At 49.4% G+C, this 24,960-nt stretch carries 22 protein-coding genes and 1 tRNA gene; 7 read left to right on the top strand and 16 right to left on the bottom strand.

The genetic code is table 11. From position 1 onward, the window contains the following. Positions 1 to 5: 5 nt before the first annotated feature. The 9 genes from pilQ to pyrR form a co-directional block, all read right to left on the bottom strand. Positions 6 to 1,475, bottom strand: a complete 1,470-nt coding sequence (gene pilQ / locus B7990_RS02245) for a type IV pilus secretin PilQ (RefSeq protein WP_088639420.1) — start codon at positions 1,473 to 1,475, stop codon at positions 6 to 8. Next, complete coding sequence (locus tag B7990_RS02240; RefSeq protein WP_088639419.1) at positions 1,472 to 3,220, bottom strand: hypothetical protein; 1,749 nt, start codon at positions 3,218 to 3,220, stop codon at positions 1,472 to 1,474. Before B7990_RS02240 ends, pilQ begins: the two co-directional genes overlap by 4 nt. Next, positions 3,220 to 3,825 (bottom strand): type 4a pilus biogenesis protein PilO, encoded by a 606-nt coding sequence (locus B7990_RS02235; RefSeq protein WP_088639418.1) that lies wholly within the window; start codon positions 3,823 to 3,825, stop codon positions 3,220 to 3,222. Before B7990_RS02235 ends, B7990_RS02240 begins: the two co-directional genes overlap by 1 nt. A 1-nt stretch (position 3,826) precedes the next feature. Further along, entirely contained in the window at positions 3,827 to 4,438 is a 612-nt protein-coding gene (locus B7990_RS02230; protein ID WP_088639417.1) for a PilN domain-containing protein, read from the bottom strand. Beyond that, positions 4,438 to 5,586: a pilus assembly protein PilM gene (pilM, locus tag B7990_RS02225; protein ID WP_088639416.1), complete on the bottom strand. Its 1,149-nt coding sequence runs from the start codon at positions 5,584 to 5,586 to the stop codon at positions 4,438 to 4,440. The genes B7990_RS02230 and pilM overlap by 1 nt, the downstream gene beginning before the upstream one ends. An 89-nt stretch (positions 5,587 to 5,675) precedes the next feature. Further along, the gene (locus tag B7990_RS02220) at positions 5,676 to 6,707 is read right to left on the bottom strand and encodes a PilZ domain-containing protein (RefSeq protein ID WP_141099201.1); all 1,032 of its coding nucleotides are present in this window, start codon (positions 6,705 to 6,707) and stop codon (positions 5,676 to 5,678) included. Positions 6,708 to 6,716: 9 nt separating this feature from the next. Then, complete coding sequence (locus B7990_RS02215) at positions 6,717 to 7,976, bottom strand: hypothetical protein (protein WP_088639415.1); 1,260 nt, start codon at positions 7,974 to 7,976, stop codon at positions 6,717 to 6,719. Continuing rightward, on the bottom strand, positions 7,963 to 8,904 hold the full coding sequence (locus tag B7990_RS02210; RefSeq protein ID WP_088639414.1) for an aspartate carbamoyltransferase catalytic subunit: 942 nt from the start codon (positions 8,902 to 8,904) through the stop codon (positions 7,963 to 7,965). The genes B7990_RS02215 and B7990_RS02210 overlap by 14 nt, the downstream gene beginning before the upstream one ends. Position 8,905: 1 nt before the next feature. Further along, complete coding sequence (gene pyrR / locus B7990_RS02205; RefSeq protein WP_088639413.1) at positions 8,906 to 9,463, bottom strand: bifunctional pyr operon transcriptional regulator/uracil phosphoribosyltransferase PyrR; 558 nt, start codon at positions 9,461 to 9,463, stop codon at positions 8,906 to 8,908. Positions 9,464 to 9,656: 193 nt separating this feature from the next. Between pyrR and B7990_RS02200 the strand changes: the two genes are divergently transcribed. The 3 genes from B7990_RS02200 to B7990_RS02190 all read left to right on the top strand — a co-directional run bounded on the left by B7990_RS02200 (position 9,657) and on the right by B7990_RS02190 (position 12,533). Then, positions 9,657 to 10,205 (top strand): peptidylprolyl isomerase, encoded by a 549-nt coding sequence (locus tag B7990_RS02200; protein WP_088639412.1) that lies wholly within the window; start codon positions 9,657 to 9,659, stop codon positions 10,203 to 10,205. 87 nt (positions 10,206 to 10,292) lie between these two features. Next, a tRNA-Ala gene (locus B7990_RS02195) sits at positions 10,293 to 10,365 on the top strand. A 158-nt stretch (positions 10,366 to 10,523) separates the two neighbouring features. Then, positions 10,524 to 12,533 carry a M23 family metallopeptidase gene (locus B7990_RS02190; RefSeq protein ID WP_088639411.1) on the top strand — a complete coding sequence of 670 codons (2,010 nt, stop codon included), beginning with the start codon at positions 10,524 to 10,526 and terminating at the stop codon, positions 12,531 to 12,533. On the opposite strand, the gene B7990_RS02185 is transcribed toward B7990_RS02190, so the two are convergent. Next, positions 12,530 to 13,255: a polysaccharide deacetylase family protein gene (locus B7990_RS02185; protein WP_088639410.1), complete on the bottom strand. Its 726-nt coding sequence runs from the start codon at positions 13,253 to 13,255 to the stop codon at positions 12,530 to 12,532. The two genes, B7990_RS02190 and B7990_RS02185, sit on opposite strands and share 4 nt — an antisense overlap. A gap of 139 nt (positions 13,256 to 13,394) precedes the next feature. On the opposite strand from B7990_RS02185, the gene B7990_RS02180 reads away from it, so the two are divergent. Then, complete coding sequence (locus B7990_RS02180; protein ID WP_088639409.1) at positions 13,395 to 14,237, top strand: undecaprenyl-diphosphate phosphatase; 843 nt, start codon at positions 13,395 to 13,397, stop codon at positions 14,235 to 14,237. Positions 14,238 to 14,312: 75 nt separating this feature from the next. On the opposite strand, the gene B7990_RS02175 is transcribed toward B7990_RS02180, so the two are convergent. Beyond that, positions 14,313 to 14,888 (bottom strand): hypothetical protein, encoded by a 576-nt coding sequence (locus tag B7990_RS02175; protein ID WP_088639408.1) that lies wholly within the window; start codon positions 14,886 to 14,888, stop codon positions 14,313 to 14,315. A gap of 199 nt (positions 14,889 to 15,087) precedes the next feature. On the opposite strand from B7990_RS02175, the gene htpG reads away from it, so the two are divergent. Further along, positions 15,088 to 16,974, top strand: a complete 1,887-nt coding sequence (gene htpG / locus B7990_RS02170; protein WP_088639407.1) for a molecular chaperone HtpG — start codon at positions 15,088 to 15,090, stop codon at positions 16,972 to 16,974. A 116-nt stretch (positions 16,975 to 17,090) separates the two neighbouring features. Here the strand turns inward: htpG and B7990_RS02165 are convergent, their stop codons facing one another. The 3 genes from B7990_RS02165 to B7990_RS02155 all read right to left on the bottom strand — a co-directional run bounded on the left by B7990_RS02165 (position 17,091) and on the right by B7990_RS02155 (position 21,227). Then, the gene (locus B7990_RS02165) at positions 17,091 to 19,358 is read right to left on the bottom strand and encodes a fibrobacter succinogenes major paralogous domain-containing protein (protein WP_088639933.1); all 2,268 of its coding nucleotides are present in this window, start codon (positions 19,356 to 19,358) and stop codon (positions 17,091 to 17,093) included. A gap of 171 nt (positions 19,359 to 19,529) precedes the next feature. Beyond that, a complete protein-coding gene (locus tag B7990_RS02160) occupies positions 19,530 to 20,945 on the bottom strand; it encodes a PLP-dependent aminotransferase family protein (protein ID WP_088639406.1) in 1,416 nt (471 codons plus the stop codon). Further along, positions 20,946 to 21,227 carry a hypothetical protein gene (locus B7990_RS02155; RefSeq protein WP_088639405.1) on the bottom strand — a complete coding sequence of 94 codons (282 nt, stop codon included), beginning with the start codon at positions 21,225 to 21,227 and terminating at the stop codon, positions 20,946 to 20,948. A gap of 143 nt (positions 21,228 to 21,370) precedes the next feature. Here B7990_RS02155 and pdxS point away from each other — a divergent pair, with 143 nt between their 5' ends. Then, on the top strand, positions 21,371 to 22,249 hold the full coding sequence (gene pdxS, locus B7990_RS02150) for a pyridoxal 5'-phosphate synthase lyase subunit PdxS (protein WP_088639404.1): 879 nt from the start codon (positions 21,371 to 21,373) through the stop codon (positions 22,247 to 22,249). A 27-nt stretch (positions 22,250 to 22,276) separates the two neighbouring features. Beyond that, positions 22,277 to 22,873: a pyridoxal 5'-phosphate synthase glutaminase subunit PdxT gene (pdxT, locus tag B7990_RS02145; RefSeq protein ID WP_176407196.1), complete on the top strand. Its 597-nt coding sequence runs from the start codon at positions 22,277 to 22,279 to the stop codon at positions 22,871 to 22,873. A 61-nt stretch (positions 22,874 to 22,934) separates the two neighbouring features. On the opposite strand, the gene B7990_RS02140 is transcribed toward pdxT, so the two are convergent. Together B7990_RS02140 and B7990_RS02135 are read right to left on the bottom strand one after the other, a co-directional pair. Then, positions 22,935 to 23,327 (bottom strand): YkvA family protein, encoded by a 393-nt coding sequence (locus tag B7990_RS02140; RefSeq protein WP_088639402.1) that lies wholly within the window; start codon positions 23,325 to 23,327, stop codon positions 22,935 to 22,937. Positions 23,328 to 23,445: 118 nt separating this feature from the next. Further along, positions 23,446 to 24,930, bottom strand: a complete 1,485-nt coding sequence (locus B7990_RS02135) for a DUF1846 domain-containing protein (protein ID WP_088639401.1) — start codon at positions 24,928 to 24,930, stop codon at positions 23,446 to 23,448. Positions 24,931 to 24,960 lie beyond the last annotated feature (30 nt).

Raw genomic sequence — 24,960 nt, 5'->3', positions numbered from 1 at the left:
ATTAATTACTGATTCCAGCCATCATCGTGGGAATCTTCCGGTACCGGGGCTTCCGGGGTTTCACCCGTCACCACCGGGGATTCCATGATCTTTTCATCGACCGGCTTGAGTTCCGGAGCGGCAACACTGGAAGTTTCTTCGGACTTTTCAGAGATATCGACATTGCCGATGTAGTTGCGAATGATTCTCGGAGTCACAAAGATCACGAGGTCCTTCTTCGTGATGGACTTGCGGCTATACTTAAAGAGGTTGCCCAAGAGCGGAATGTCCTTGAGGAACGGAATGCCGCTTTCGCTTTCGGTGTTTTCGTTGCGGGTAAGGCCACCGATCACAACCGTTTCACCATCAGCCACGACCACCTTGGTCTTTGCTTCCTGAGTCGAAATCACAACTTCGCCCTTTTCGTCATAGCCATAGGAGTTGTTTTCCGGATGGAGGTCAAGCAAGATGCGGTTGTCGCCAGAAACGTGCGGCGTCACCGTGAGCTTGATACCCGTTTCCACCATCTTGGTCGAAGATTCACCGCTATCGTCAATCACGCGGATGGAGACCTTGTCACCCATGAACACCTGAGCTTCAGTGTTGTCGAGCGTAGAAACCTGCGGGCTGGCAAGCACTTCCGTGGAAGCATCGCCCATCAAGTTTGAAATGGCAATCTGGAGATTGTTGTCGAGGAGGCTTGCCGTAATGGCTGTATTAGCCTTGCCTACAGCCGGAGAAGTTCCGTTCGGGAAGGAACGGATAGCGCCACTAATTCGGCTAGCACCGGCCTCAGCAGCACCCGGAAGAGCGGCAGTACCAGGAGTAAGGGTTGCAGAACCCATCGCAGCCGTCCAGTCCACACCAAGTTCACGAGCCAGTTCACTGTTGACAACAACAAGCTTTGCGGTAATCATGATCTGGAGAGTTTCCACATCAAGTTCGGTAAGGGCATTGCCCATCTGTTCGATCTTGCTTTCCGTATCGTAAACGATGATGGAGTTCGTACGTTCCACGACAGAAATCTTGCCGCGATTGGACTTCATGCTTTCAAGCACCTTGACAAGTTCATCAGCCTTGGCATGGTGCACCTGGAAATTCTTGCGGACAAGAGGCGCCGTCTGTTCAGCCTGATTTTCTTCGTCAGCAATTTTCTTTTGCTTTGCCTGATACGTGCTCAAGCGCTGGATGGAAATGTACTTGTCCTGAATCACCCATGTAAGGTCATTCATGTTACAAATAATGTCCAACGTCTCTTGCCAGGTCTTCTTGGTCACACGCAAGCTGATCTTGCCCTTGACATCTGGGGCAATCAAGATATCCACACCTGCAATCACCGACACAGAGCGGAAAATGGCTTCGTAGTCCATGTTGACGAAGTTGAAATCATATAACTTCTTATTCGGGGCCACAGAGCCTTCGGCAGGAGCAGCCCACGCAGTAGCAAAGCTTGCCACCATGATAAGAATCGTCAGAATTTTAGTCAGCTTTTTCACTTTTGACCCCCAAATTTATCGGGAAGACCCATAGAGTAGCGACGGCTCACCCCGAATTCCTGAATCAAGAAGAGCACATCAGTTTGTGTAATTTTAAGAACTTTTCCGTTCATGATCTTATCGCCTTCCTTGATCGTATAAGACACGCTCGGATTCTTGGTTTCGACGAGAATAGCCACTGGCTCCTCGGCTTCCCAAATAATACCCACCAGTTCCACCTGGTCGATGTTGATACCTTCTTCGACCAAGCCCTTGATTTCTACGAACGGATCGCGACGACCGAAAGAGCTATAAGTCACTCGGTCTTCGTAAAGTTCATCGAGGGCGCTTCCAACAGGCTTCATGCCCTGCGTGAGCATTTCACCGCGTTCCTGGTCCACCTTCTTAAGGCGTTCCATCTGCACTGCAGAAAGTTCATCGGTAAAGCTTACCGCACGGCGGTTCACGTAACCAATCTTGTTACCCACCTGGACCTTGCGATAAAGCCCGTTCAAATCCATATTCACAAGGCGGTCGCCAAAGACCACGCGCTGCATCACCTGAGCCTTTTCACTCGGAGCCGCATAGAATTCCGTTTCGTCGGCAACAACAATCAATTCTCGCACAACCGGACGCAAATGGAAAGTCTGAACGCTAGAAACAACCTTCTTGCTTTCCTTTTCGTAAGTCTTCACAAAGTCCGAGAATTCCGGGACGGCATCCGGCGATTTCATCCAGTCGCGTACATAAATGCCATTCGGACGGGCGCTCCAGAAAACAAACCCATCGCGGCGGATTGCATTTTCAGCCGTCTGCAAAATCAGGGCACCTTCCTGCACGAGGATCACAGGCTTTGCACCCGCAGAAAGCTGGATATTGAGACCATCCATATCCCAGAACACCGACTTCACAAGAGAGCCGGCACTCACTTTAAACACAGGCGACCTTTCAGGACCCTTAACCGAAATCTTGATAATAAAGGAGGCATTCGGCATAGAAATTTTGTCTATGCTAAGGCGAGTATCGGCCTCCAATCGGAACTGTTCCATGCCAGAACCGATAAGGACCGTCATCTCCTTGATCCCGGGAAGCAACGCGGAAGCTCCCGCCTGGGCCACAGGCACCGGAACAGGGGCCATATTCTGGGCCGCAGCCTTTTCAGCCGCTTTGCGTTCAGCAGCGAGGCGTTTTTCTTCCTCGCGGGCGGCCTTGCGTTCAAGAGCGGCTTGCTTTTCGGCAGCCTTGCGGTCTAGCACAGCCTGCTTTTCAGCCGCTTTGCGTTCAGCGGCCAAGCGCTTTTCCTCTTCACGGGCAGCCTTTTCCGCAGCTTTCTTATTAGCAGCGTAAAGCTTCGAAAGAGTCCAGGACTTACCGTTCGAGCCAGCAAACTTCAGAAGGAAGCTTGACTTATTAAGAGCAATGGCGTTTTTGTCCGAATTGATAGAAGCGCCCACCTTGATTTCGATCTTCAAGAAATCCATGCCGCGATACGGTTCCTTGAAAACCCTCATGGAACGTACAAACGGCGATGACTGATCGACATCGTATTTACCGACGCCAAGAGCAAAGTCTGATTCGGAGAAACCAACCGTTAAAGTATTGGAGGGGTTATCGTATTTCTGATAAAATGTCGGCAAATTCTTGTCAGAGGCAAACTGGAATTCCATCTGGCAATTGTTCGCGCAATTGAAACGAACATCCTTAATCAGCGCAGCCTGTAAAGCTACGGCACTCGATAACAGCATAAGAAGGAACTTGCATTTCATTATTTGCCAACCTTCTTGGATGTATAAGTGGTCAAGTTGAAATTCACCGACATGGTAATCGGAGTCCAACCGTGTGTTTCAGCCTTCTGCACTTCGGCAGCAATGCCGGAATAGCGAGAAAGTCTCAAGTTCGTAATCGCAGTCGGGTAATTGAAGTTTGCAATTTCGGCAAACAGGTAGCCAAGCATGTGGTAGCCGGAATTGACTGCAATGGAATAGCGGTTCTCGATGTAGTGTTCCCTTTCGGAACGTCCTTCTGGATTGAACTTCTGGATCTGCACACCGGAACTGCGAAGCACGGAATAGAGGTCCTGCAAGCGAAGCGGCACCTTTTCTTCTTCCGGGAACATTTCCTTCAGTTTCTGGAAATCCTTTTCGGCCTGAGCAAGCTGCATTTCAAGTTCTGCCACGCGATGCTTCTTGGAATTAATCTTATCCAATTCCTTCTGTGCCGATATTCGCTGGTTTTCAAGATTTTCAAATTCTTTCTGGAAAGGATCCCACATATATGTATAGCCAGCATATATACCCAACAAGATAACTGCAATCATAACGATGCAGTAAATATTTTTCTTGTCTTTAAAGTCAATATTAAGGTTGCCCATATCAACCCTCCTCTCCAAGATCGCGATTGAGTTCGACCTTGAGTGTAAAGCTGTAAGCTTCGTCGCCATCGACCTTCGTCGTAGAAATAGTCACCAGCGAGACTTTCTTTACGCTGACCTGCTTTTCGAGCTTGACCATGTATTCAGCCACCTCGGAAAAATCGAAAGTCGTGCCTTTCATTTCGAGGTTGAACTCGCTCACCTGCGAAACGCTGGTAAGCCACATGTTTGGAGGCAATACAGACGAAATGTTTTCGAACAGCACCACCCAGCGCTTTTTGCTGATCTGGATAGACTTAAGCGCATTAATCTTAGTATTAATGATAGACTGGTTCTTTTCAAGTTCACTGATTTTCTTGAGCAGCGGGCGTTCACGTTCAACAGCAGAACGCACAGACTGGAGTTCAGCAGTCTTGCTAGAAATTTCCTGCAACGTATAAGCGTAAACGAACAGGGCCACAAAAATCGCAACAATGAAAAAAACAGTTGGCCACACCACGCGGCGGTCCGTAAGCCAAGTCAAGTCCGTTTGCTTTTTGCGATGGTCGCTTGGCAAAAGGTTGATCGTAATCGCAAGCGCCTTGTTGGCACCTTTATTCTTCTTCGTAGCCATTAGAACTTCCTCATTGCAAGTCCCAAAGCCGGGGCGTAAATGTTAGACAGGGCGATAGACATGCCTTCCTTATCGACCACGCTGGAATCGCATTCCACAGAGCGGAACGGGTTCACAGTAGCCGTTTCGATGCCAGTCTTCTCGGCAATATATTCCAAAAGGCCAGGAACGGCAGCACCACCTCCACCAATCAAGATCCTTTCGAGCGGACGGGAATCTTCCGCAGAGGAATGATAGCGGATACCAAAAGTAATCTGGGACATCAGTTCTTCGAAAGCGACCTTCATTGCATCTTCGAGAACTGAAATAGCCACGCCTTCAATAACCTTCAAATCGTTTTTCTCAAACATTTCATGACATTTTTCGGCAGGAATGTCAAGGCTTGAAGACAGCTTGTTGATAATAACATTTAGCGAACCGCCATTCATAGATCGTACGGAATGGAACGCACCATCCTGAATAAAGCCCACGCTCATCTTGTTATCGCCAATATTGAAGATAGCGGTCGTCTTCTTGCGTTCTTCATCCGAAGCCGTCATAACAAACGAATTCAGAAGACCAAAGATATCGACATCCAGCGCCGAAAGTCTAATGCCCTTGCGCGTAAAGAACTGCGCCCAGGAATCAAGCATGGAACTCTTTGCCGCAACCACATTCACCTTGACTTCGTCGCCTTCACGAGATACAACCTCGTAGTCCAGCACGTTGTCCTGATCATCAAACGGCGGACGGGACTGCGCCGTCTGAACGATAATGGCTTCTTCGTTACCGTTCTTCGGGACCTTGATCGAGAGGCGATCGACGAGTACGCCACCTTCACCGGCGCCGCAGTTCACGGAAGCAACAACATCCACATTTTCATCAAGCGGATGACGGAGCAAAAGCTTGGAGAAGGCTTCGCCTAACTTGTCGAAACCGTCCTTCTCTTTCTTCGCACCCTTTTCTGCAGTCAAATCGTCGGAATCACGTCTTTGGATAAGACCATTGATGATGGAGCCTGCGGGTACAGGTTCCAAATCAACTTCGCGCACAATCCTTTTACCGTTAGCATCATGATAGACCTTAACGTACTTGATGCTGTAGTGGCCAACATCTATGCCAACAGTTTCGCGCTCTCCACGAATTCTAGCAATCAATCCTAAAGCCAAAATAAACTCCGATAAGTAACAATACTATGTAAATTTTACTTTCATAAACATCGAATGTCAAGAGAAAATCAACTCTAAATCACATAAATCTAAGTTGTTACGGTATTTACCTCGTTTTTCTTCGACTTCGTTTTACGTGTAACCTCAAAAATGTACTGAAGGACTCGTTCCTGAGTCCATGCATACGATCCGGTGAACACCGCCGCAATGGAATTGTACAGAGGAAAATCAGGATTCCTGTGTCCCAGGTTGTTCAGAACCTTAACATCCACGGTCTGTACACCAAACGTCGGAAGCTCAAACGAGATCGAGAATTCCTGGTCCTGCTTGCAATCAACAGCAAGCCCAAGCAAAATACCTCCAGCAGAAAGGTCATAAAGCATTCCCGAATGCGTTTCCCCGTTCGAAAATGTTGCGGTCACCGGGAAATCGACAACTTCACGGACCCACTTACGCAGTTGTTCCTTATCAAGTTGATTACAGTGCGTAAAGACAACTTTATCAGGAGTAGCGGCAAGAACCACAAGCCTCTTCGAATAAACAGCGTCGTTCATTCGAGTCCAGCGGATCAGCACACGCGAACCCTGCAACGTCTTGGCCAGCGAAACAGATCCATCAATCTTCACGCTCCAGGTTTTCTCAGAGCGTTCAAGAATTTTTGCGCGCTTAAAGACCTGCCCACTTTCAAATTCCAAATCCACGCGATCATCCACATTGAACTGCCTCGTCGAGCAGACCATCGTCAAAGGATTGGATCCCGTAAAATCCATCTTGCGTCTCAAGCCCGCGATTGCTTCAAGCGTTTCGTCACGGACAGAAAACACATTACGGATGCGATAAAATTCCGAGACAGCTGCTTCAAAAAGTCCTGAAGAGTTCAACACGGCGTCCTTGTTCTCGAACTTGGACGAACGCACGAGCTTTTCCAGAGTACGCACTTCCTTGGGCGTAAATTCAAACGCCTTGATCTTCTCGTTGAACGAGTCTGTGCCAAACATCACGTCATTTTCACGACGGTTGTACATGAGCTGAATTTCAATCAGCACAAGCGCGACAAACGGAAGAACCGGAAGAATGTAGTACTGGAAAATTTTCCAGACTTCTTGAAGAACGCTAGTCATCGGCACTCACTACAGTTCTGTCCAGACCCCGTTGATGTAGCTTGCGAGGATGGAAGACGGCAGAACCTTCCCCGTGAGCGGGGAATTGCAAACATGGCCTGCAAAGTCGCTTTCGAGAACCTTGTGCGTTTTTTCCGGAGCGAGCACCACCACACTTTCGCCGGCAGATTCTGCACCAGCCAAACGAGCAGGAGCGGTCGAGAGAAGTTCGATAGCACGAGCTTCGCCGACACATGCCACAAGTTTGTTCCAAATGGCAGGGAGTGCGACTTCCAGGGAAAGTGCGCCCGGCACGGAATCTTCGAAATTCACGACCGTATCCTGACGGAGCACCGGCGTGTGGTTCACGCTAATCGCATTGACCGTACCATCGGCAATGCCTTGCCACAAGGCTTCGCGGTCTGCAGCTGAGCGGATCGGCGGGAGGATGTGGTATGCGGAATCGAGCGTTTCGAGGCAGGAATCGTCCAAAAGCAGGTGGTACAAGTTCACATCGCAAGTGACATCGATACCGTTCTTGCGGGCGTTACGGACAAGTTCAAGAGTTTCACCGCAAGTGACCTGTTTGAAGTGTACCGGCACCTGGAGGAATCGAGCCGTTTCGAGGACCGTGTAGGCGGCAATCGTTTCGGCAATGCGCGGAATGCCCTTCATGCCGAGCATGTCGGAGTAGGCGCCTTCGTGAACGCAGCCGCTGTGGCGGAGCGTCTTGTCCATCGGCTGGAAGAAGAAGCGCTTGCCCGTCATCTTGCCATATTCCATGGCGAGGCGGAGGAAACGGGAATGCGGAATCACGCCGTTACCGTCGCCAAAGCCAGCGACACCGGCTTCGGCAAGTTCGACCATTTCAGCCAAGCTATCCGTGCCAAAGCCCTTGCTGTAAGCACCGAGGAACTTGATATCGAAAGCTTCTTCTCCGCGTTCTTCGAACTTGAAGCGGTTCACCATTGCAGTGAACTTGTCGGCATCGTCAATCGGGTTTGCTGCACTTTCGTAAAGGCCACCGTAAAAACCGCCCTTGCGCAAGGCATCGAAGCCATCGGCAAACGTGTAGACGTCATCACGAAGCGGTTCCATAAAGTCAAGGCCAAGACCAAAGAGGGCCGGCATCACAAGCGCGCCATTGCAGTCAAATTCAACCGTTTCGGCTTTTTCGCAAGCGTTCAGGCGAACTTCGCTCTGAAGTTCAAAAGACTTGCCATTCCAGAACTTTGCATTTTTCAGAACGACATTCACAAGACGACCCTTACAAGGTTTACGCATTTTCATTGTTGCGACCTCCAGCCAAAAGGAAGAGAACGGCCATACGGACTGCAACACCGTTGGTCACCTGATCAAGAATTACAGAATGTTCGCCATCGGCGATGTCGGAATCGAGTTCCACGCCGCGGTTGATTGGACCCGGGTGCATGATGATGATCTTGTCCTTAGCGCATTCGAGGAGTTCTTCCGTGATGCCGAATGTGTTGCGGTATTCGCGCATGCTCGGGAGGAGGGCATCGTCCATGCGTTCCTTTTGCAAGCGGAGAGCGATGATAGCGTCGGCATTGGCGACAGCCTTCTTCACGTCCGGTTCCCATGTCACATGGTTCATGAGTTCCGTGTTGCGCGGTACAAGCGTCGAAGGTCCGCAGAGCGTCACATGAGCGCCCATCGTGGACATGCCCCAGAGGTTACTGCGGGCGACGCGGCTGTGGCGGATATCGCCAATGATGGTCACATTCTTGCCTTCGAGCGTTCCGAGCTTTTCTTCGATTGTCAGCATGTCGAGGAGAGCCTGCGTCGGATGTTCATGCGCACCGTCGCCAGCGTTCACGATGATGGCCTTGCTGTTATCGGCAAGGAACTTCGGCACACCGGTTCCCTTGTGACGGACAACCACGATATCGATTTTCATGGCTTCGATATTGCGGAGCGTATCGACAAGCGTTTCGCCCTTCTTGACGCTGGAGTTGGAACTTGCGAAGTTCACCGTATCGGCGGAGAGTCGCTTTTCGGCAAGTTCAAAGCTGGTGCGCGTACGTGTGCTGTTCTCGAAGAACAAGTTCACGACCGTCATGCCCCGGAGGCTCGGGACCTTTTTGACCGGGCGTTCGAGAATTTCGCGGAACTGTTTTGCATGATCCAGAATCAGGCGGATATCATGCTTGGATACTCCACGGAGTCCAAACAGATGTTTAATTTCCAAAGCGCTCACTTTACGCCTCCACTTCTACGAGATAAACGGAATTTTCTTTGTCAATGGGATCGATAGCCACACGGACTTCTTGATTCTTTGCGGTTTCGACCGTAAGGCCTACGCAATCCGGAGCAATCGGAAGTTCGCGGTGACCGCGATCGACGAGTACACAAAGGCGGATCGCCGCCGGACGGCCAAGATCCAAGATAGAGCGCATGGCAGCCAAGGCCGAACGCCCCGTGTAGAGCACGTCATCGACGAGGATGACCGTCTTGCCTTCCACCGAAGCAGGCATTTCGGTAAAGCGCATTTCGGTGGCGACCTTCTTGCGGTAGTGGAAGTCGTCACGGTAATACGTGGCATCGAGGCTACCCATTTCAATGGGCTTACCAAACTTTTGTGAAAGACGTTCTGTGAGTTTTTTAGCCAACGGAATACCGCGACTAGCCATACCAAGGACAATCATGTTGTCGGCGGATGGATGCATCTTAGCGATTTTAGCCGCCATCTCGTCCAAGGCGAATTCCATCGTCTGGGCAGAAAGCAGCTCGCTTACTTTTTTGCAATTATCGTTCATGATTTTGCTTTTTATTTAGTGTTTTTCAATCTTTTTACTTGACTCCAACGATAATCTAGCTTTTTTGGAGCAAAAACTCTGAACCTCGTTTAAATCACTCCGCGATATTTGTATATATGTAAAAAAACGCGACGCCACGCGCCGTGCTTTAATAGTTATTTTCATATAGAACCCATTAACACATGGAGCAAAAATGTCCTTTAATCAGTTAGACAAACCGCAGGCAGGCGAAACCATCGCCATCATGAAGACCAATCATGGCACAATGAAACTCCGCCTTTTCGAAGAAATCGTCGGTGAATGCGCCACGAACTTCATTGAACTTGCAAAGCAGGGCAAGTACGATGGCGCTCCGTTCCACCGCATCATCAAGGATTTCATGATCCAGGGCGGTGACTTCACCCGTAAAAACGGTACCGGTGGCCACGCCGCCAAGGGTCCGGGTTCTACCATCGGCGACAAGTACGACAGCCGCCTCACCCACGTCCGCGGCGCTCTCAGCTGGGCAAAGACTGCTATGCCGCACTCCATCGGCAGCCAGTTCTTCATCGTTCATGGCAACAACGTGCACTTCCTCGACCACGACCAGTGCGGCCCGGGCCCGGCTGACGGTTACTCCGTATTCGGCCAGCTCTACGAAGGCTTCGATGTGCTCGACAAGATCGCCGGTGTCGATACCGACCGTATGGACCGCCCGTACGACGACGTAATCATCGAATCCGTCACGATCGAAAAGGCTTAAGCAATTAGTGATTTGGAAATTTTTAAAAATTTTTCCAAATCACCCTTGACACGCACAACAACTCATTCTATATTTGTGCGCGTCCTCGGGGTTATAGCTCAGTTGGTAGAGCGCCTGCATGGCATGCAGGAGGTCAGGAGTTCGACTCTCCTTAGCTCCACTAAAAAGACTCGCTAAAAAGCGGGTCTTTTTCTTTTTGTACAAAATTCTCCCCGCTATAACCAAAACAAATACATCGGTAGAATAGCACGAAAATCCATTACTTTTTTGGACAAGCCCGTCATTATAAAATAATATTTTTGTATTTTATTCAACACTATGGTCAGGCTTACAAAAAAAATTTCGCTCGTTCTCTCCATCGGGAGCGCTTTATGCTTCGCTGATAACGCAAACACCGTCTGCGACGCCTCCAAAATGGACGCCTTCGCCTATGAGGACTGCATCGCAGTTCAAAGAGGAGCGAAGCTTGACAACACGGACTTTTCCGAAAGAGCGGCCCCTCCAGCCGAGCTGATTTCTGAGTCGTACGTCGAACCTTTCTCTTACGATCCGTTCAACCGCGACGCCTATCTTACATCTTCCTTCGGCGAAAATCGCGGCACCCGCTACCACGCCGGCATCGACTATTCCACACAAATGGAAGAAGGCTGGCCAATCTACGCTCCAGAGAACGGTTACGTCAGAGAAATCAAGATCTCCCCATTCGGTTATGGCAAGGTCATGTTCTTCGAAGGCGAAAGCGGCAAGACCTGGGTATTCGCCCACCAGAGCAGCTTCACTCAAACCATAGAAGACCTTATCAAGCAAAAGCAGTACGCCACCAAGAGCAACGACATTTCAATCAAGCCTAACACCAGATTCCGCAAGGGCGACACGCTCACATTCGCGGGAAGCACGGGGATCGGAAATCCTCATTTGCATCTTGAAGTCCGCCTGAGCAAAGACGACATCACTTCGCCCTGCCAACTCGGCGTCAAATGCCTCGACACCATCGCACCGCAAATTTTCGGAGTTGCCGTTTGGCAAGGAAACGAACTCGCTCTCACAACCGACGACGCTTTCCGCAACGGCTGCGCCGAAACGCCCGTCAAGAACGAATTTAACTTGTCCATGGCCATCAAGATCGCCGACTATAGCCGCGAACCCAAGGAAAATCCGATGGCCATCCGCCGACTCGAGCTGTGGCGCTATGACGATAAAATTTACAGCAAAGTCATGGACAACCTCAGCTATAAAAAGATGATCGATATCCGCAATGAGCTTCTTTGGGCAGAAGAAGCCGATACCGCAGGCGACTGGCATTACATCAACGCTAAGCTCGGTCCTATTTCAACTTACAGGCTCGAAATCGAAGACTTTAGCGGACACATCATCAAGCGCGAATTCAATTTCCACAGGTCCTGCAAAAGCAACGGCAAGTTTGTCCTTACCAAGAACCAGAACACGCCGCTTTATACGTTCCTGAGTAAGAGCATGCTCGACATTTACCGTTGCGAATCCGGCTACAAGTTCGTCGCACTGAACAAGGATGAACAGCCCATCAACAACGACCTCTGCAAAATTTTCGACCACAGCAAGCCACTCCCGATTGGAAAAATCGTCGAGACGTTCCCCGAGACAAGATTCATCCGCTACAGCGCCGATGCAGGCTCCACCGGCACAGGCCGCAGCGTGAACGAACTCATTTCAATTTATCCTTACGGCAAGTACAAGACAAGCATCAACTGGTACACCAAAGTCGGCAACGTGAAAATTTCGCAAAAGATTTCTGGGATCCCAGTCGTTGGCGATACATCGCAACGCGTCCTCGCCGTCACGCGCAATCAAACGGATAGCGTTGACTTTTACGAATTCCATCCGAAGGGATTGCAGTTCTACGGCAAGTGGAATGTATGCATCGAAAATGACGACAACCCGGCCCCGCTTTACTGGCTTGGAGAAACAACTCGCAGATGGTTCTATTTCGACAAGCAGACAGGCGGAAAGAACCGTTGCGCGACAACAAATGAACTCAGAGATCTAGCCAACATCTCCGACGAAGACGGATTTTCACTCGGCTTCCCTTATTGGACAGAAACTCTCGTCGGAGGACGTCTCCAGTCAGCGCTCAAAATTCCACTTTATTCGAGATACGCAGGAATCCCGGACGGAAACGCAATTACAGTCAAGTATAAAAACAAGTGGATTGCCGCCGAATACGATTCCGAACCGCGCGAAATCATTTTACTCGGTGACGCCCTTCCCGACTCAGGCGAAACGATCACCATAGAAATCACAGACGATTCCAAGCGCAAGACTAAAAAGGAAATCTTGATCCCGGGATTCTAGAGTTCGCGGTAAAGCGTGAGGCGGCGCTTGCAACCAAGCGCAAGCCGAATAAGGTCACGGATTTTGTCGTTCAATCGCGGGAAATCAACAGGATGGACGGCAATGCGTGGAACGCCGAACGGGAATTTCAATATTCCTTCGGCATAGACAAACGCAGCCTTCTCCGTTGATTTCGGGATGCCGGCAAAGCTCGCCACCGGCGATGCGTAGCGGACTCCCTCGGCGGTCGTAAGCGAGAAGCGGTCTTCGTACAACATTTTTTCAGCACGGACTTGCCTAGGCAAGAACTTGTTGCTAAACCAAGTCGGCGGAACAAACGCCACTGGCGCATCTGCGATTCCGTTTTCATCGGCGAACAGCTTTTTCCAAGATTCAAGGGCCGCCTGCAAAAGGCGACTCGATTCGTACTCCGAAAGCCCCGCGAATTCAGCTTCGCCGCCCGTAAGGTTCATGCCCACGAGTCCAGCGTAACTGCGGCCCTGGCTAAATTCGGCCTTGTGCTTAAAGCCATGCAGTGCAAGCTCAAAACCTTCGGACTTGAGCCTAACGAGAGTCGCGCGGAAAGCGTCAACAGCTTCATCCGTAGCATTCTCCGTATCAGGAATCACGAGTAAGCTAAAAGGGCCTCCAACCAATTCCTTGAGTTCTTCAAGAATCGGGGTCACTTTCTGGAAGTTCCAGACGCTAAAATCATGAAAACAAAGGAGAAAACGCTTGCACATGAAAAAAATTATAGAAAAAAGAAGTAGACAGTAGACGGTAGACAGTAGGCAGTAAATAGCGAAAAAAGAGCCTCAAAATTGCAAAACACTTCCTACTTCCTACTTCCTACTTCCTACTAAAAACTACATTTACCTTACTATGTTCGAATCTATCATTCTCGGCCTTTTGCAGGGCCTCGCCGAATTCCTCCCCATCTCCAGCTCCGGCCATTTAGTGCTCGGGCATGAACTTTTAGGCATGAACGAAGCAGGCATGTTCTTCGACATCATGCTCCACGCAGGCACACTGCTTTCGATCTTCGTGGTGTTCCACAAGAAGATTACGGACATCATCGTCGGTTGCCTCCGTCGCGACCGCGACCAGCTCCGCGAAGCAGGCTACATCATTCTCGCAAGCATCCCGACAGCGCTCATCGGCCTCGGCTTCAAGGACGCTCTCGAAAGCCTGTTCGAAAATCCGCGTACCGTCTGCGTTGCAGAACTTTTCACCGGTCTTTTGCTTTTCACATCGCAGTGGGGCCCGACCGGCGCTAAGCACCCGGATAACGAAGGTGTTAAGATGAACTGGTGGCGCGCACTCGTGACCGGCACCGTACAGGGCATCGCCTGCATCCCGGGCATCAGCCGTAGCGGCTCGACCATCAGCGCCATGATGTTCATGGGCGTAAACCGCAAGTACGCAGGCGAATTCAGCTTCCTCATGAGCATTCCGGCCGTTGGCGGTGCAGCACTCCTCGATTGCATCAAGTGGATCAAGTGCCAGAACATGACTCCCGAAAAAGCGCTCCTCGATCCGGAAAAAGCTTTGAAGTGCGTCGATGCCGGCGGATTCACCCCGGAACTCCTGGTCGGCATGGTCGTTGCATTTGTCTTCGGCGTCATCGCGCTCAAGTGGCTCATGAACTTTGTCCAGAAAGGCAAGTTCCAGCACTTCGCCTGGTATGTCTGGGCCGTCGGCATTTTGGGATTGATTTTCTTATAATCAAGATTTTACATATAGCAAAAGAACCCGCACAACAATGCGGGTTTTTCGTTTATTGCTACTTAAGCGACAAAACTATTTATGCACAAAATTCACAAAGAACAGAAGACCGGTCGTTGACAAACTTTTCTGAGAAGGACTCATCGACACATGAGACGTGTAGAACTTCATCCCCAACAAAGCACCATTTGATTTTCCGGTATCATAAGCAACCGACAATGCAAAAGCGACACCCTTTCCATCCTGGTACGTTTCGGACAAGAAATTCGAAGAATTTGCCGTCCAGGAGAAGCCAAGCGAAGCCGACAAGTGGAGATGATCTATCGGGTAGAATATGACGCTGGGTCCCAGATAATAGCTATTGAACTGAGTATAAAATTCTTCCTTGTGACCGTATGTATCAACAAGGTCTGCACCGTAGCGATTTCCGACGCCGGAAAGTTCCCCAGCAACCCATAAATTAGGAAGAATCTTTTCGCCCACACGAACATTCAGTGTAACGGCAAGATCACTGCATTTGGGGCAATGGTCCTCATAGCTATTACCATTAACAGATGATGACGCATCACCAATACCGAGGCCAGCATCAACGTAAATTGCAAATGACTGGGCTGCAGCCATAAGAATCAACAGGAGAAACAACTTTTTCATATTCTGCTCCAAAAATAGGTTTTCGAACAATTTAAAAAAAACGAGTATAAAAAACCAACTTTTTTCTCATTTTTTTCTTCGCAGATCGTTGGCACGGTTCTTGCATATACTAGCGCGGAAACAAAACAAGACCGCCCTTTAGTTTCAATTTGAAACAGCAAAATTGCGGGATTGCTTAAAAATTTAACAGGAGATTAAAATGGCAACAGAAAAGATGGAGTTCCAGACCGAAGTTCGCGACATGCTGAACTTGATGATTCATTCTCTTTACAGCAACAAGGAAATTTTCCTCCGCGAACTGGTTTCTAACGCAGCAGATGCACTCGACAAGCGTCGTTTTCTCTCGCTTTCGAACTCCAGCCTCCTCCCGGTGGGCACACAGTTGCGCATCGATATTTCGGTGAACAAGGAAGGCAAGCGCCTCGTTGTCGAAGACAACGGTATCGGCATGAACAAGGAAGACTTGATCAACTGCTTGGGCACGATTGCTCGTAGCGGCACCAAGAACTTCATCAAGAACTTGAAGGATGCCGACAAGAGCAGCGTCGATTTGATTGGTCAGTTCGGTGTGGGTTTCTACTCCGTGTTCATGGTCGCAAAGAAGGTCGAAGTCTTGACTCTCAAGGCTGGCGAAACGCAGGGTTACCTGTGGAGCTCCGAAGGCACGGGCGATTTCGAAATTTCTGAAGCCCCGCTCGACAAGGTCGGCACAAAGATTACGCTTTACCTCAAGGACGACGAAGACGCTGAAGACTTTGCCAGCGAATGGAAGATCAAGGATATCGTCCAGAAGTACAGCGGCTTCGTGAGCTACGGTATTTACTTCCATCCGGAAGCCACAAAGAACGACAAGGGCGAACTCGAAGAAAAGCCCGAAGAACGTTTGAACGACAAGACTGCTTTGTGGCGCCAGAGTGAAAAGGAAGTCACCGAAGAACAGTACAAGGATTTCTACAACGTCATCAGCCATGAAGCCGACGAACCGGCCGCCTGGAGCCACAGCCACGCCGAAGGTTCCCAGGAATTCTGGAGCCTCGTCTACATTCCGTCGAAGGCCCCGTTCAACATCTGGCACAACGACGCTTTGCACGGACTCAAGCTCTACGTGAAGAAAGTCTTTATCATGGACGACTGCAAGGACTTGCTGCCGCCTTGGCTGCGCTTTGTGCGCGGCGTGGTCGATTCCGAAGACTTGCCGCTAAACGTGTCCCGTGAAATCTTGCAGAACAACAAGATTATCACCAACATCCGCAAGCACGTGATCAAGAAGGTGCTCGACGCCTTGCAGAACATGGCCGACAAGGATGTCGCGAAGTATAACGCCTGGTGGCGTGAACTCGGCATGGTCCTCAAGGAAGGCTTCTACATGAACTGGGAACATCTTGACGAACTCAAGAAGTTGCTCCGTTTCGAAAGCACCAAGACCGAAGGCGACGCTCTCGTTAGCCTCGACGAATACGTAAAGCGCATGCCGGAAGGCCAGAAGGAAATCTACTACCTCGTGGGCGACAAGAACGCCATCAAGTCGAACCCGATGCTTGAAGCCTTCAAGGCCAAGGGCTACGAAGTGTTGCTCATGAGCGACGGCATCGATGAATTCATGATGTCTAGCCTCACGGAATTCGGCGACAAGAAGTTCCACGACATTTCCCGTGGCGATGTGGACTTCGAAAAGACCGAAGAAGAAAAGAAGGCCGAAGAAGAAAACAAGGGAATCTTCAAGGGACTCTGCGAAAACCTGCAGAAACTTTTGGACGAAGACATCAAGGAAGTCCGCGTGTCTAGCCGCCTCAAGGATAGCCCGTGCTGCCTCGTGACGAGCGAAGACGCGATGAGCGCCCAGATGGAACGCATGATGAAGGCTATGGGCCAGAAGAACTTGCCGAAGAGCAAGCGCATTCTGGAAATCAACCCGACACACCCGATTTGCGAAATGCTCAAGAAGAAGGCCGAAGCGAACGAAGATCTTGGCGATTGGCCGAAGGCCCTCTACGGTCAGGCTTTGCTTGCCGAAGGTTCTCCGCTCCCGAACCCGGCTGAATATGTGGCAGCAATTACAAAGTTGCTGACCGCTAGCGTGAAGTGACGCCTTTGGCGTCATCCTGAGCGACCTCTGGTCGCGAAGGATCCAGTAACACCTTTCATACAAAAAGACCGCGATTCAATCGCGGCCTTTTTTGCATTTCTGCGACACTCGGCTCGCTAATTTTTTACGCAGCGGACTGGATATGCATCGTCCTTACCCACGTTGCCCACAAATGAATCATCGTTTAAGCTTGTCAAAGACACATTGCACGCGACGACTCTTCTGCAAGTCTCATCGCACCACTCATCGCTTTCGGCCTCTGTAGAGGTCCATAGGACCCCGAGATAGCCAATCTCGCTGTAAATGGGATATATTCCATTGATAAACCTGTATCCAGCAGGCGACGCCGAAAAGGAATAATCATCCGTACCGTTACCACCTTCAGACCAACCAGAAGTTGATTTGAGTTTTTCACCTGCAGTCTCGGAGCCGCCAATTGCGGCAAACAAAGTATCATATTCAGCCTTCGTAGGCAAATGCCAGCCACTGGGACACGCCCCCTGCACTGGATAGGTGGGTGTACACGTTTTTTGATAACCGCAGCCTTTGCCGTTTTCACTCCATACGCCAGCACTGTCCATTGCTGCGGCCCAAGTGTAAAGACGACCGTACTTGGAGCAGTACTTAGCGGAGTCGTTGAAGCAATAGGAACCATCCGTCTCAAAATTAAGATTCTCAGCCATCCAAATCTGCGAACCTATCTTCACGGTTTTATAAGTTTGTTTGTCACGAGAATCCGTTAGCGTGCCATATTCGCATTCATCTTTAGTTTTTGTTTTGCAGGCTTTTGCCTCGGGCACTATAATAACCGGGGGTTCTTTAATTTTAGGTTCGACATCCATCACGCAACGAACAGAATAGCCGTCGTCTTTGTTTCCAGAACGGATATCCGCACCATCATACACACTCTGAAAATACACGCATCCACTACTGTTTTCATATTCATTAGAACTCCAAAAGAGCGCTTGATACCCCTCCTCGTAATAATCGTCTTGGTAGAGCCAGTCCCTGTAACCAGCAGGAAGCACAGAAAAACCGAAAGCATCAGTCGCATCGCCACCGCGATTCCATCCACTCGTCTTGAGTGTTATGCCAGCGACTTTTTCGCCCCCCACTGAGTCAATCAAAGTTTTCCATTCCGCTGTGGATGGCAGATGCCATCCCTCGGGACAAGCGTCCGCAGCTGCAGTCCATACATATAAGCGCCCAAACTTATCGCAATTATCTTTTGAATTATTGTAACAATAGCAATAATCGTTTTTGTATTTAGCCTCTCTCCTGTAATTCAGGTTCTGGGCCATCCACCACTGGTCACCGATTTTCACAGTCTTGTAAGTTTGTCCGTCGCGGTCATCCACCAATTCGCCATACTCGCAATTATCTTTAGTTGAAGTTTTGCAGCCTTTGGGCACAGCTACAGAGTTCCCCGATTTCGCAGATGAAGAAGACTTTGCGCTAGAAGAAGAGTTTGCCTTGCTACTGCTAGACTTTTCATTAGACGAAGTTTTGGAATCCAGAATGCAACGGACGGACATTGCATTGATCATCGGCTCACCCCAAATATCAGCCTTTGCGTAACGATTCTCCAAAGACATGCAGAACGCGTGATCAACTAGAATCCTATTGCCATCAAGCCTAGTCGATGTTTCAACATCTTCCGTAGAACTCCAGAAATACGCCTCTGTCTTGTCGCCAATAAAATCGTACGATTCAATATTCTCAGTGACATAATCACTCAAATCGTCTTCCTTTCTGAAGCCTCCAGGGAGGGCCGTAAAACCATACTCATCCGTTCCAACAGTTTCTTTTTTCTCAAATTTCCAGCCGTCAACAGACTTGAGCTTTATTCCCGCATTACCGCTACCGCCAACTGTTTGGATCAAGGTTTCAAATTCGTCCTTAGAGGGCAAGTGCCAACCGCCTGGGCAAACTTCCGTTGCGGCATCCCACTTGTAAAGGCGACCGTATGTACCGCACAAGCCCGGATGACTATTTTGTTTGTACGAAGGTTCTTCACCATAGCAATAGCTAAGGCCCGAATTATAATTCAAGTTTTCCGCCATCCAGACCTGGTCGCCGATTTTCACGGTCTTGTAGGTTTTGTTGTCGCGAGGGTCCTTCATGGTGTTGTTTTTCTCGTCATATGTGGCCTTAGCGTTGCTCGCACTTGAGGATGTTTTCACAGACGAAGAAGATTTTGCAGAGCTTGACGAAACTTTTTTACTTGACGAAGACTTAGCCTTGCTACTGCTGGATTTTTTCACAGCACTGCTGGACACAGGTTCTTCGGAATCAGCATTGCTGCCAGAATCGCCACCACAGGCGTTAAAGACGGACATTGCCGCCACAAGCATAAACGGCACAAACTTTGCAAACATTTTCATAAGCATCTCCTCCCCATACATTTGAGGTAAATATAAGTAATTTGAGGATTTAAAAAGGCGATCCCGAAACAAAAGCAACCAAGGCGAACGCTGCGAAAATGCTTGCATTTTCATAGCTGAGCCGAAGGGCTTTGTACTTGTACAAGTCCGGGATGACAAAGCAAGAAAATCTCATTCCACAATTTTTTCAAGCAGCAAAACAGCCTTTTTCATTTGCTTTTCGGGAACGGAGGAATAGTTGATGACAAACTCATGTTGTGAGGGTTCGTCCATCGTGTAATAATCCGAAAGTGCTCCGATGCGTACGCCTTTTTCGAGAGCCCGATTGCAAAATTCTTCATCGGAAAGCGTAGTTTTCACTTTTAGAATAAAATGCAAACCTGCATCTTGTTCAGCGATTTCAACGCGGTCATGAAGCGGGCTGCGACGGATGATATCAAGCAGAGTATCGCGACGGTGACGGTAAAAATTGCGCATACGGTTGATGTGCTTTTCGTAATGACCACCACTGATGAATTTTGCAAGTACGTACTGTACGAGATTTGAAATCGTGCAAGTGTAAAACGAGAACTCTTCGCAGAACTTTTTCGCAAGCGGTTTCGGGAGAATCATGTAACCCACGCGCACCGTGGAGGCAAGCGTTTTAGAAAATGAATTTATATAAATCGTCTTGTCTTGCACGTCAATGTTCTGCAACGCAGGTATCGGGCGGCCCACCATGCGGAACTCGCTATCGTACTCATCTTCGACGATGTAGCGGTTGCTAGATTTTGCAGCCCAGCTTAAAAGTTCATAACGACGGCTCACAGGCATTACCTTGCCTGTCGGGAAGTGGTGCGAAGGCGAAAGATGAACAACGTCCGTGCAAGTTTCTTCAAGCTGGTCTATGCGAACGCCCTGTTCATCTAGCGGGATAAAATTGCAAACGACATTTAGCTTTTGATAGATTTTAGAAATCTTGCTGTAGCCAGGGTCTTCAACGCCATACTTTTTATCAAAGCCCAAAAGCTGCACAAGCCAAGTGTAAAGGCAATCCGTTCCTGCGCCTACGACAATCTGTTCTGGATCCACACGCATTCCGCGAAACTCCAGAAGCATCTTGGCGATCGCTTTTCGGAGCGCAATGACACCAGAATTCGGCGAACGCGTCAACAGTTCATTTTGCTGTTCGCAAAGGACTTTTCGCGTGATCTTCGCCCACGTCGAAAACGGGAACGTCGAAGCATCTACTTGATTATTGACAAAGTCTGCAATGTAATGTAGAGCCTTAGGCGTTTCAACGCGTTGCGATTCACGGGATTGCTTGGCGAGTATTGGCTTCGGGAGAATCTGCGGATTTTTTGATTGAATCGCCGCGACAAAAAAGCCCTTGCGTGGAAGCGAGTAAATAAAGCCTTCGGCTAAAAGCTGCTCGTATGCATTTTCAACCGTCACGACGCTCACGCCCAGCGCATTTGCAAACGGGCGCTTCGACGGAAGCTTCGCATCCGCCTCAAGACGCCCCGACAGAATATCGTCTTTGATAGAACGATACAAGAAATGATAAAGAGTATCATCACCCGCTTTTGAGATATCATATGAGAGCATTTAGGAAATCCTTTTCTGTAAACCAAGAAGGCGATGCCCGAATAAATCGGGCATGACATCGTTATTATAACGAGCGAGGACCGTTTCGAGTGTTTTTACGATGCGATGTCCATGCATCATCAAGCATTCCTTGCAAACGGAAACTGCATCACGTTTTTTCATCTTGGAATGCAATGATTCTCGCGAACGAGCATCGTAAAAACGTGCGAGAAACAATTCGCAGCGAGTGAAGCGAGCGAGGACCGTTTCGAGTGTTTTTACTATGCGAAGTTCTAACATCATCATACATTCCATTTTGAAAAAACTGAACCTAAACTGACATTAAACTGAACCTATTAAAATAATAGAAATTTGAACATTTGATAAAGTCAATAAAAAGCCTAAATTAAGCCTCGAAACGAAACAAACGCAACAAGGAGAACCCAATGTCTACAGAAAACCGCTACGAACTCAACAAGAATCTCGCCCAAATGCTTAAAGGTGGAGTCATCATGGATGTGACCACCCCGGAACAGGCAAAAATTGCAGAAGCCGCCGGTGCAGCCGCCGTCATGGCCCTCGAGCGCATCCCTGCCGACATCCGCGCCGCAGGCGGAGTCTCGCGCATGAGCGACCCCAAGATGATCAAGGGCATCCAAGACGCCGTTTCCATCCCCGTGATGGCCAAATGCCGCATCGGTCACTTTGTCGAAGCACAACTCCTCGAAGCCATCGAAATTGACTACATCGACGAAAGCGAAGTGCTCTCCCCCGCCGATGACGTATTCCACATCAACAAGCACGAATTCAAAGTGCCATTCGTCTGCGGAGCCCGCGACCTCGGCGAAGCCCTCCGCCGCATCGAAGAAGGCGCCTCCATGATCCGCACCAAAGGCGAACCGGGAACCGGCGACATCGTACAAGCAGTCCGCCACATTCGTCTCATGAACCAAGAAATCGCACGCATCACCTCCATGCGCGAAGACGAGCTTTTCAACCGCGCCAAGGAATTGCAGGTTTCGTACGAACTCGTGAAGTACGTCCACGATCACAAGCGACTCCCCGTCGTGAACTTTGCCGCAGGCGGCGTTGCCACACCCGCTGACGCAGCCCTTATGATGCAGCTCGGCGCCGAAGGTGTGTTCGTCGGATCGGGCATTTTCAAGTCAGGCAATCCAGCTAAGCGTGCCGCAGCGATTGTACAAGCAGTCACAAACTACAAGGACGCCAAGCTCATTGCCAAGCTCTCCGAAGATTTGGGCGAAGCGATGGTCGGCATCAACGAAAACGAAATTGCACTTTTAATGGCTGAACGAGGAAAGTAAATGAGCGAAAACAAAACAAACAACCACATTAAAATCGGCGTGCTCGCCGTGCAAGGTGCATTTGCAGAACACCGAACGTCGCTTGAAAAGCTCGGAGTCGAGACGTTTGAAATTCGTCAGCTCCGCGATTTAGAACAAGATTTTGACGGACTCGTTCTCCCCGGCGGCGAAAGCACCGTGCAAGGAAAACTCTTGCAGGAACTCGGACTTTTTGAACCTTTACGCGAACGCATCGAAAGCGGACTCCCGACATTCGGGACTTGCGCAGGCCTCATTTTACTGGCAGACAAACTCAGCAACGATGGTCACACGTATTTTGCGACAACGCCCGTCACTGTAGAACGCAACGCCTACGGTCGGCAGCTTGGAAGTTTCTACACCGAAGAAAATTTCGATGGAATCGGAAAAATCCCGATGACGTTCATCCGAGCCCCGCTCATACAGCGCGCAAGTCAGGATGTGCAAATTCTAGCGACCGTCCAAAATCAAATTGTCGCCGTACGATACAGGAATCAACTCGCTATTTCTTTCCACCCGGAACTCAATAGCGATTTACGAGTGCACCAATATTTCGTGGAGGAAATTGTGAAAGCAAATCGAATGCAAGCAAAGAAAGCTGCTTAATGGAGATTCCGCCCCGGAACTAGTCCGGGGTGACAAAGCGACCGGAATGACAATGCAATAATTAGTGCGTAACGAGCGCGATAATTGCTGTTATCAGTCCGCCAACGGCAACGCCCGCAAGCACAATAAAAGCCACCATCATCCACTTGACGTACTTTGCCAAGCGAACAACCATGGAATTCTGATCTTTGGCAAATTGCTGATAAGCGTTCAGTGCCGCCATCACCGTAAAGCCAACATCATCAAGCCAGCCAAACAGCGGAATCGTATCGGGAACAGCATCAATCGGAGATAAATCGTAAACCACCGCAAGCATAGCGATAATTACAGAAAGCGCTTTCCAGACAACGGGAGCGCCATTCTGTTCATCCCCCGTTTTCACAGTTTTCCTATCACGATGCATATCGTTCATATCGTGAACTTCAACATCATCGTAAACTTTACCATTAGCCATTCAAACCCATCCTTTTAATCAAATTACTTTTTAAATATACAAACAAAAAGAAAAAGACTACCGATTTCTCGATAATCTTTAGTAAAGTTTTCTATGTGCGCCGATTAGCGGACGTTCTTTACCCGTGGTAGAGCTTGCTCGTCTGGTAATTCGGTTCCGACGTGAGGTTCACACCGAGGCGGCGGAACACGCCAACGTCAACCTGCGAAAGGATCACGCTGGAGTGGACTTCGCAATGGCGGAGTTCCGGGAGTTTTTCAAGCGCAATCTTTGCATTGTAATCCGTCAGAGCGCAAACGGAGAGTGCCACGAGAACTTCGTCCATGTGGAGGCGCGGGTTGTTGTGGCCGAGCTGCTTGGTCTTGAGGTTCTGAATCGGTTCAATCACCATCGGAGAAAGCAGTCGGACTTCGTCCGGGATGCCAGCCAAGTGCTTGAGAGAATCAAGCAACATAGCAGAAGATGCACCGAGGAGCGAAGAAGTCTTGCCCGTGATGATCGTGCCATCGTTCAGTTCAATAGCAACAGCCGGACCGTTCGTTTCTTCAGCCTTGGCAACAGCAGCGACAGCAACCTTGCGGTCCTTAGCGCTGATGTGAGCCTGTTCCATCACAAGTTCAAGCTTGTAGACTTGATCCTTATCGGCATTACCCTTGCGGACTTGGCACAAAGTATTGTAGTAACGGCGGATGATTTCGGCATTGGCGGCTTCGCAAACAGCAGCATCATCAACGATGCAGTTGCCAGCCATATTCACCCCCATATCCGTCGGGCTCTTGTACGGAGATTCACCGAGGATGCGCGTAAAGAGAGCGTTCAGAACCGGGAAGATTTCGACGTCACGGTTGTAGTTAATCGTCGTCTTGCCGTAAGCTTCCAAGTGGAACGGGTCAATCATGTTCACGTCGTTCAAGTCGGCCGTTGCAGCTTCATACGCGAGGTTGACCGGGTGCTTGAGCGGGATGTTCCAAATCGGGAACGTTTCAAACTTGGCATAGCCAGCCTTGACACCGCGCTTGTTTTCATGATAAATTTGCGAGAGGCAGACAGCCATCTTTCCACTTCCCGGACCCGGAGCGGTCACCACCACAAGTTCGCGAGAAGTTTCAACAAATTCATTCTTGCCATAACCGTCATCGCTCACCACGAGCGGGATGTTGCTCGGATAACCGGCAATCGGATAATGGCGATAGACCTTGAGTCCAAGGCCTTCGAGCTTTTTCTGGTAAGCAACTGCGCTCGGCTGTTCTTGCCAGCGGGTCAGCACCACACTGCTCACATAAAGGCCATAACCACGGAAAGCGTCAATCAGGCGAAGAACGTCTTGATCGTAAGTAATCCCGAGGTCGCCACGAACCTTGTTCTTTTCGATGTCGCCAGCATTGATGGCGATGATGACTTCGGCCTTATCCTTGAGCTTTTCGAGCATGCGGATTTTGGAGTCAGGAGCAAAGCCCGGCAAAACGCGGCTTGCATGATGGTCATCAAAAAGTTTTCCACCAAATTCAAGATAAAGTTTACCACCAAATTTAGAGATACGTTCTTGAATTTTTTCAGATTGAGTTTTTAGATAAGCATTGTTATCAAAACCAACTTTAAACATATATCACTACCATTTTTAGGGTTTTCACAA

Origin of the sequence: Fibrobacter sp. UWB4 (assembly GCF_002210345.1) — a bacterium.
GTDB lineage: Bacteria > Fibrobacterota > Fibrobacteria > Fibrobacterales > Fibrobacteraceae > Fibrobacter.
This window is presented reverse-complemented; position numbering and strand designations above follow the sequence as displayed.